6 protein-coding genes are annotated in these 8,050 nt (G+C 74.1%); all 6 read left to right on the top strand.

Translation table 11 applies throughout. The features are described from left to right. The coding region (locus I6A81_RS27080; protein WP_203010353.1) for an alpha/beta hydrolase at positions 1–443 on the top strand (443 nt) is incomplete at its 5' end. Next, positions 440–2,299, top strand: coding sequence for a rhodanese-like domain-containing protein (locus I6A81_RS27075; RefSeq protein ID WP_203007921.1), 1,860 nt, complete (start codon positions 440–442; stop codon positions 2,297–2,299). The genes I6A81_RS27080 and I6A81_RS27075, both read left to right, overlap by 4 nt. 22 nt (positions 2,300–2,321) lie before the next feature. Next, complete coding sequence (locus I6A81_RS27070; protein WP_203007922.1) at positions 2,322–3,497, top strand: LLM class flavin-dependent oxidoreductase; 1,176 nt, start codon at positions 2,322–2,324, stop codon at positions 3,495–3,497. Further along, positions 3,494–4,711 carry an LLM class flavin-dependent oxidoreductase gene (locus I6A81_RS27065; protein ID WP_203007924.1) on the top strand — a complete coding sequence of 406 codons (1,218 nt, stop codon included), beginning with the start codon at positions 3,494–3,496 and terminating at the stop codon, positions 4,709–4,711. The genes I6A81_RS27070 and I6A81_RS27065 overlap by 4 nt, the downstream gene beginning before the upstream one ends. A 143-nt stretch (positions 4,712–4,854) precedes the next feature. Continuing rightward, positions 4,855–6,078 carry an acyl-CoA dehydrogenase family protein gene (locus I6A81_RS27060; RefSeq protein ID WP_203005923.1) on the top strand — a complete coding sequence of 408 codons (1,224 nt, stop codon included), beginning with the start codon at positions 4,855–4,857 and terminating at the stop codon, positions 6,076–6,078. Positions 6,079–6,296: 218 nt separating this feature from the next. Continuing rightward, positions 6,297–7,988 (top strand): ABC transporter substrate-binding protein, encoded by a 1,692-nt coding sequence (locus I6A81_RS27055; RefSeq protein WP_203005912.1) that lies wholly within the window; start codon positions 6,297–6,299, stop codon positions 7,986–7,988. Positions 7,989–8,050: the final 62 nt, after the last annotated feature.

Below are 8,050 nucleotides of genomic sequence, written 5' to 3'. Positions count from 1 at the left end.
GCCCTGTTCGCCGACCTGCCGGCCGACTGGTTCGGGCCGCGGCGCCGTCGGCGGGCTGGGACGACGAGCTGACCATCCGCACCGCCTGCCCCACCCACCAGGGGCGGATCAGCGAGGGCGGAGTCCGGCGGGCGGCCCTGTTCGCCGACCTGCCGGCCGACTGGTTCGACCCGTCCGTTCCCGGCCGGCTCGACCTGCCAGTGCTCGGCCTGCACGGCCGTGACGACGCGGTGAGCCCGGTCGACGACGCCCGCCGCTGGTACGCCGCCGCGCCGCGGGCCGAGCTCGTCACCATCGCCGGCGGCCGGCACGACGCGCTCAACGACGCGGCCCACCGCACGGTCGCCGCGGTCGTCGTGCAGTTCCTCGAGCGCCTGCGCGCCGACGCGAGCCTCGCGCCGATCGCGTTCGCCGAGCCGCTGCGTCAGGAGGCGCGACAGTGACCCGATATGTGATCATCGGCGCGGGCGCCGCCGGGGTGACGCTGGCCGCCGAGCTCGCGGCGACCGGCCGCCGCGTCGTCCTGGTGGCGCGCGGCCGTCAGCTGGAGCTGCTGCGGGCCGGGCGGCTGCGTTACTTCCGCCCCGACGGGGCGCGGGTCGTCGACGTCCCCGCGGCCGGCGGCCCGGACGACGTCGCCCTGGAACGCGACGACGTGCTCGTGCTCGCCACCAAGACCCAGCAGGCCGACGAGGCGCTCGCCCTGTGGGCGCGTCAGCCCGTCGACGGCGGCCGGTGGCGGGCCGGCGAGGTGCTGCCGGTCTTCACGCTCCAGAACGGGCTCGACGCCGAGCGCGCCGCCCTGCGCCGGTTCGCCACGGTCGTCGGCTCGGTGCTGTGGGTGCCGTCGACCTACGTCGCCGACGGCGAGGTGGCCTCGCCCGCCGCCCCGGTCGTGGGCGTGTTCTGGCTCGGCGGACACCCGGACGGCCCGGCCCCGGTGGCGGCCCGGGCGATCGCGGGCGACCTGGCCGCGTCCGGGTTCGAGGCGCAGGTGGTCGACGACCTGTCCCGGTGGAAGGCCGCGAAGCTGCTGGCGAGCGCGACGTTCGCCCTCGACGCCCTCTACCCGGCGGGACCGGAGCGCGACCGGGCCGCCCGCCTGGTCCAGGCCGAAACCCAGGAGGTCCTCACAGCCGCCGGCTTCGGCGTCGCGGACCTCGCGACCGAGAACACCACTCGCCTCGACCGTTTCGCCATCCACCCCGTCGAGGGCCACGAGCGGCCGGGAAGCTCGACCTGGCAGAGCCTGGCGCGTGCCCGGGACGCCGAGACCGACTTCCTCAACGGCGAGGTCGCGCTGCTGGCGCGCCAGCTGGGCCGGCGCGCCCCGGTCAACGCCGCGCTCGCCGCGCGCGTCGGGCGGGCCGTGTCCGAGCGGACCGCGCCCGGGTCGCTGCCGGTGGAGGACCTCGCCGGGCTGCTCGCGAGCGCGCGCGTGCTCGTCGACGCCGACACCCTGCGGGCCGAGCTCGCCGGCTCGCTCCCGCCCGCGCTGCTCGACGTGCGCTGGGCGCTGGGCGACCCGGACGGCGAGAAGCACTACCTCGACGGGCACCTGCCGGGCGCCGTCTACGTCGACCTGGAGACCGAGCTCGCCGCCCCGGCGTCGGCCGAGCGGGGCCGTCACCCGCTGCCGGAGCTGGCGGACCTCGAGCGGGCCGCCCGGCGCTGGGGGCTGCGCGCCGGGCAGCCGGTCGTCGTCTACGACGCCATCGGTGGGCTGTCCGCTGGCCGCGCCTGGTGGCTGTTGCGCTGGGCCGGCGTCGGCGACGTACGGATCCTCGACGGCGGCCTCGGCGCCTGGGCCGCGGCCGGCGGGGCACTCGCGTCCGGCGCCCACCGGCCCGAGCCGGGCGACGTCACGCTCACCGCCGGGCACCTGCCGGTGCTGGACGCCGACGCGGCGGCCGCGGTGGCGGGCACCGGGGTGCTGCTCGACGCCAGGACCGGGGAGCGCTACCGCGGCGAGGTCGAGCCGGTCGACTCCCGCGCCGGGCACGTTCCCGGCGCGGTCAGCCTGCCCACCGCGAACAACCTCGGCGCGGACGGCCGGTTCCTGCCGGTCGCCGAGCTGCGCGCGCGGTTCGCCGCCGCGGGCGTCGCCGCCGGCTCCGGCGCGGGCGGCTCCGGCGCGGGCGGGACGGTCGGCGTCTACTGCGGCTCCGGCGTCACCGCCGCCCACGAGATCGCGGCCCTGGCGGCCGCCGGCATCGACGCGGCGCTCTACCCGGGTTCCTGGTCCGCCTGGTCGGCCGACCCCGCCCGCCCGGTTGCCACCGGCCCCAACCCGTCCTGACCGGCGAAGATCGGAAAGCCAGATGACAGTCGAGTTCATAAGCGCGATCAACGTCAACCCGAGCAACGAGCTGAACCGGCTCGGTAGCGCCGACGTCGACGTGCCGTTCTTCGCGCGGTACGTCAACGCGTTGGAGGACGCCGGGTTCGACTACACGTTGGTCCCCTACTTCTCCGCGTTCCAGGACCAGTTCGCGGTCGCCAACCAGATCGTCGCCCGCAGCGAGCGGGTGACCCCGATCGTGGCGCTGCGGCCCAACTCCCTCTACCCGACGGTCGCCGCCAAGGCGCTGGCGACGCTCGACCAGTTCGGGGGTGGCCGGGCCGTCGTTCACTTCATCTCTGGCGGAAGCGACGCGGAGCAGGCGCGGGAGGGCGACTACCTCCCCAAGGAACGGCGCTACGCCCGCACGGCGGAGTACATCGACATCGTCCGCAAGGTCTGGACGAGCACGACGCCGTTCAGCCATGAGGGCGAGTTCTACCGGTTCGAGAACTTCGTCAGCGCGGTGCGGCCGACGAACGGCACGATCCCGGTGTCGCTCGGCGGCTCCTCGGCGCAGGCCTACCAGGTCGGCGGCGCGAGCGCGGACATCTTCGGCCTGTGGGGCGAGCCGCTGGCGGACACCCAGGAGCAGATCGACGCCGTCAACAACGAGGCCGAGCGGGCCGGGCGCGCCGACCGGCCGCGGATCTGGGTCACCTTCCGCCCGATCATCGCCGCCACCGACGAGCTCGCCTGGGAGAAGGCCCACCGGATCCTCTCGGTGCTCGAGGGCTCGGCGGCCGGGGCGGCGAACCTGGTCAGGAGCGGTCTCGGCGGCGACGCCCCGCAGAACGTCGGGTCCCAGCGGCTGCTGGAGATCGCGTCCCGGCAGGACGTCCACGACCGGGCGCTGTGGACGCCCACCGCCAGCGCCACCGGCGCGACCGGCGCGTCCACGGCGCTCGTCGGGACTCCCGAGACGGTCGCCGCCGCGATCCTCGACTACGTCGACCTCGGCGCCGACCTGGTGTCGATCCGGGGCTACGACAACCTCAACGACCTCATCGACTACGGCCGCCACATCCTGCCGCTGGTCCGCCAGGAGCTCGCCCACCGGGAGGCGACCGGGCAGCGCGGCACCCTCCAGGCCGATCACCCCGGCGCGTACGCCACCAGCAGCCCTCAGCCGACCGCCGAGAGGACACCCGCATGACCGCCGCGCCCGAGTTCGGACCCGCCATCCCGGAGACCGCCGCGCCAGAGGTGGAGTTCATCAGCCTCTCGCACCTGAACCCGTCGACGGAGCTGAACCCGATCCCCAGCCGTGGGATCGATCTGAAGTACTTCCGCAGGTACGTCCGCTCCCTCGAGGAGGGCGGCTACGACTACACGCTGCTGCCGTACGGCTCGAACAGCGCCGACTCGTTCGTCGTCGCCAGCGCCGTCGGCCAGCTCACCGAGCGGCTGCGGCCGATCGTGGCGCTGCGGCCGAACACCACGTTCCCCACGGTGGGTGCCCAGAAGCTCGCCACGCTCGACCAGCTCACCGAGGGCCGGGCCGTCGTCCACCTCATCTCCGGCGGAAGCGACGCGGAGCAGGCCCGCCAGGGCGACTACCTGGCCAAGGAACGCCGCTACGCCCGCACGTCGGAGTACATCGACGTCCTGCGCCGGTCGTGGACCGAGCCCGGGCCGTTCAGCCACGACGGCGAGTTCTACAAGTTCGACGAGTTCGGCCCCGGCTTCGCGCCCTACGAGGCGCCGATCCCGATCTCCATCGGTGGCCAGTCCGCGGAGGCGTTCCAGGTGGGCGGCGAGAAGGCCGACATCTTCAGCTTCTGGGGCGAGCCGCTCGACGACCTGCGCTCCGAGATCGAGCGGGTCAACGCGATCGCGCGCGCCGCGGGACGCGCCACCCGGCCGCGGATCTGGGTCACGTTCCGCCCGATCATCGCCCAGACCGACCGGCTCGCGTGGGAGAAGGCGCGCGACTACGTCGCCAAGGTCGCGGCGACCTTCGAGCGGGCCGCCTACCACGCCCAGCAGTACCGCGGGACCACCCCGCAGAACGTCGGCTCCCAGCGGGCGCTGGCGTTCGCGGACCGCTCCGAGCTCTACGACCGGGCGCTGTGGACCAAGACCGCGGCGGTCACCAACGCCGCCGGCGCGTCGACCGCGCTGGTGGGCTCGCCGGAGACGGTCGCCGCCGCGATCCTCGACTACGTCGACCGCGGCGCGTCGCTCGTGTCGATCCGCGGCTACGACACCCTGGCCGACGCGGTCGACTACGGCCGCTACGTGCTGCCCCTGGTCCGCGAGGAGCTCGCCCACCGCGCGGCGACCGGCCGGCGTGGCACCCTGCAGGCCACCCACCTCGGCAACTACGGGGCCGACTACGCCCAGCACGCCACGGCGGGCCAGCCGTGAGCCGGACCTCCCAAATCGGCTCCGCAAGCTCCGCCGATTCGGCAGGGACCCCGGGCGTTAGCGAGCGGAGGGCACGTCCGAGGGACGAGGACGGGGCCGAGCAGGGGTCCCCGGCCGGCGCGGATGCGCCGGCCGGGGGGGCGATGAGTGCGGCGCCGGAGCGAACTCGAGACACAGTGACGGCGACCGACGCGCCGACCTACACCTTCCCGGTCCCGGACCTGTCGGCCGAGGCGCTCGCGGCCGTCACCGCCGAGATCGCCGCGACGGCGGCCGAGTACGACCGTAGCGGTCAGATCCCCGTCAGGGGACTGGAGGCGGCGCACCGCGCGGGCCTGCTGACCGCCGCGGTCGGCACCCAGTTCGGCGGCCCCGGGCTCGGCCCGCGCGACCTGGTCCGGATCCTGACGGCCCTCGGCGAAGGCGACGCCTCGGTCGGGCTGCTCGCGGCCAACCTGCTGGGCACCCACGCGGGCCAGGCCGCGCACCCGCACTGGCCGGCGGCCTACTACGACGACCTGCTGCTCCGGTCGCGCGGCGGCCCGGCGCTGGTCAACGCGATCCGCGCCGAGCCGGAGCTCGGCGCCCCGGCCCGCGGCGGGATCCCGAAGACCACCGCCACCCGGACCGCCGACGGCTGGGTGCTGTCCGGGCACAAGGCCTACGCCAGTGGCGGCGCCGCGCTCGCCTACCACGTCGTGTGGGCGGTCGCCGACGAGCCGGACGGCGACCCGGAGCGCCCGCGGGTGGGCCACCTCATCGTGCCAGCCGAGGCGCCGGGCATCCGCTGGATCGAGACGTGGGACCACCTGGGACTGCGGTCCTCGCACACCCACGACGTCGTCTACGACGGCGTCGAGCTGCCCGCGGACGCGTTCGTCGAGATCCCGCGCGGCCCGGACGGGGTGTACCGGGACCCGGCGGCGCAGGCGGGGCCCGCCGGCTTCGGGCACGCGGCGCTCTACGTCGGCGTCGCCCGGGCGGCCCGCTCCGCGTTCGCCGAGTTCGCCCGCTCCCGGGTGCCCACGGCCCTCGGCCGGCCGATCGCGACGACGGAGCGGATCCAGGCGGTCGCCGGCGAGGTCGACCTGCAGATCGTCCAGGCGGAGACGCTGCTGCACGGCGCCCTGCTGCGGTTCGAGGCCGGCGACACCTCGATCCTGCCCGAGCTGTCCGCCATCAAGGTCGCCATCGGCCGGTCGGTGATCGCGGCCACGCAGACCGCGGTCGCGGCGCTCGGCAACCCGGGCCTGTCCCGGCACCACCCGCTCGAGCGGCACCTGCGCGACGCGCTCTGTATCCGGGTGCATCCGCCGCAGGAGGACGTCGTCCTGCTCACGGCCGGTCGCCGAGTCCTCGGCGTCTGACCTTCCCGGCCTCTGACGTTCCCGGCGCCTGACCCGCCGGCGCTACCTCCCCACGCGCCTGCCTCCCGCGTGCCTCCGCCCCCGCGGCGCCCGTCCCCGCGCACGGCTGTCCCGCGCGCGGCTGTCCTCACGCGCCTTCATCCCGACGCGCGTCCATCGCCACACACCGCTGTCTCCAAGCACCCGTCTCCACGCACGTCATCGCGAAAGGGCACCCCATGGCCATCCTCAGACGTTTCGGTCCGCGGGCCAGGCACCGCTCGGCCGTCACGGCATTCACCATCGCCGGAGTCGTGGCCCTGGCCGCCTGCGGCGGTGGCGGCGAGCCTGCCTCGTCCGGGGCCGCGGCGGCGGGCGCGCCCAAGACCGGCGGAACGCTGAAGGTCTCCTTCTTCCCGGACAACCCGACGTTCTCTTGCATCGACCCGTTCCAGGTCTACTGGATCGAGCACCGCACGATCATCCGCAACTTCGCGGACTCGCTCACGGACCAGGACCCGGAGACCGGCAAGATCGTTCCCTGGCTCGCCCAGAGCTGGGAGATCAGCGCGGACGGCCTGACCTACACCTTCAAGCTGCGGGACGGCGTCACCTTCAGCAACGGCAAGAAGCTCGACGCGCAGGCCGTCGCCGACAACGCCCAGGGCTGGATCGACACGGTCAAGGCGACCAACGGCGCCGCGTTCGGCGCCTCCTACATCCAGGGCCTGACCGGCGCGACCGTCGTGGACCCGCTGACGGTCCAGCTGACGCTCTCCCAGCCGAACTCGTCGTTCCTGCAGGCCACCTCGACGACGAACCTGGCGATCACCGACCCGGCCAACTTCGCGCGGGACCCGAAGACGCGCTGCACCGGCGAGGGCGTCGTCGGCTCGGGCCAGTTCGTCCTCGACCACTACACCCCGAAGGTGGAGACGGTCCTGACCAAGCGGCCGACGCCCTACAGCTGGCCGTCGGAGCTGGTGGAGAACTCCGGCGACGCCTACCTGGACAAGGTCGTCTTCAACTACGTCGGCGAGGACAGCGTCCGCACCGGCAACCTGGTCAGCGGCGCCATCGACATCTCCTGGCCGCGCAACCCCTTCACCGTGCAGGACACCACGCTGATCGAGCGGTCGGGCCACGCGGTGGAGAAGCGCCCGCTGCCGGGCGTCGCCTACACCCACTTCGCGAACACCAGCCCCGGCCGGCCGCTGGCCGACCCGGAGGTCCGCAAGGCGCTCTACAAGGCGATCGATCTCAAGAGCTACGCGGCGACGATCTTCGGGCCCGAGTACCCGGTCGTCGGCGGCGTCTTCAACTCGACCACGCCGTACTACGAGGACCAGTCCGCGAAGCTGGCCTACGACCCCGAGGGCGCCAAGAAGATCCTCGACGCGGCGGGCTGGACCGTCGGTGAGGGTGGCTTCCGCTTCAAGGACGGCAAGCAGCTGCTGCTCGACTACCCGATCACCCAGTTCAGCGCGGGTCCTGAGCTGGTGCAGGCGCAGCTGAAGGTGGTCGGCATCAATCTGAGCCTTCGCCCGCTCACCCCGGCCGAGCAGACCACCTACCTGCCCCAGGGCAACTACGACCTGACGAGCACCTACTTCACCCGGGCCAACCCCGGCGCGCTCCAGTTCATCATCAACCCGGAGGTGGCGAACTCGAAGGCGCTCGCCACCCGCTCCGCCTCGCCGGAGGCCATCGCGGACACGCAGGCCCTGTTCGCGCAGGCCCTGCGGACCACCGACGAGGCCCAGATCACCAAGGCCTACGCCGACCTGCAGGAGTACCTGATCGACGAGGGCATCTCCTTCCCGCTCTTCGAGCGGGTGCAGACGGCCGGCGTGTCCAGCCACGTCCACGGCTTCGCGTTCACGTCCGAGAGCTTCCTGCGGCTCAACGACGTCTGGAAGGACAACAGCTAGTCGCCCGCCGCCGCCCCCCCCCCGCGGCCCGGCCGGGCGCCGCGCCTCCCCGCCCCGCGTGG

This window comes from Frankia nepalensis (assembly GCF_016786325.1).
In the GTDB taxonomy this organism is placed as follows: domain Bacteria; phylum Actinomycetota; class Actinomycetes; order Frankiales; family Frankiaceae; genus Pseudofrankia; species Pseudofrankia nepalensis.
This window is presented reverse-complemented; position numbering and strand designations above follow the sequence as displayed.

Coding starts and splice junctions, on each gene's coding strand:
- I6A81_RS27060 (WP_203005923.1), top strand. CDS start 4,855: ATGAGTGCGGCGCCGGAGCGAACTCGAGACACAGTGACGGCGACCGAC.
- I6A81_RS27065 (WP_203007924.1), top strand. CDS start 3,494: ATGACCGCCGCGCCCGAGTTCGGACCCGCCATCCCGGAGACCGCCGCG.
- I6A81_RS27070 (WP_203007922.1), top strand. CDS start 2,322: ATGACAGTCGAGTTCATAAGCGCGATCAACGTCAACCCGAGCAACGAG.
- I6A81_RS27055 (WP_203005912.1), top strand. CDS start 6,297: ATGGCCATCCTCAGACGTTTCGGTCCGCGGGCCAGGCACCGCTCGGCC.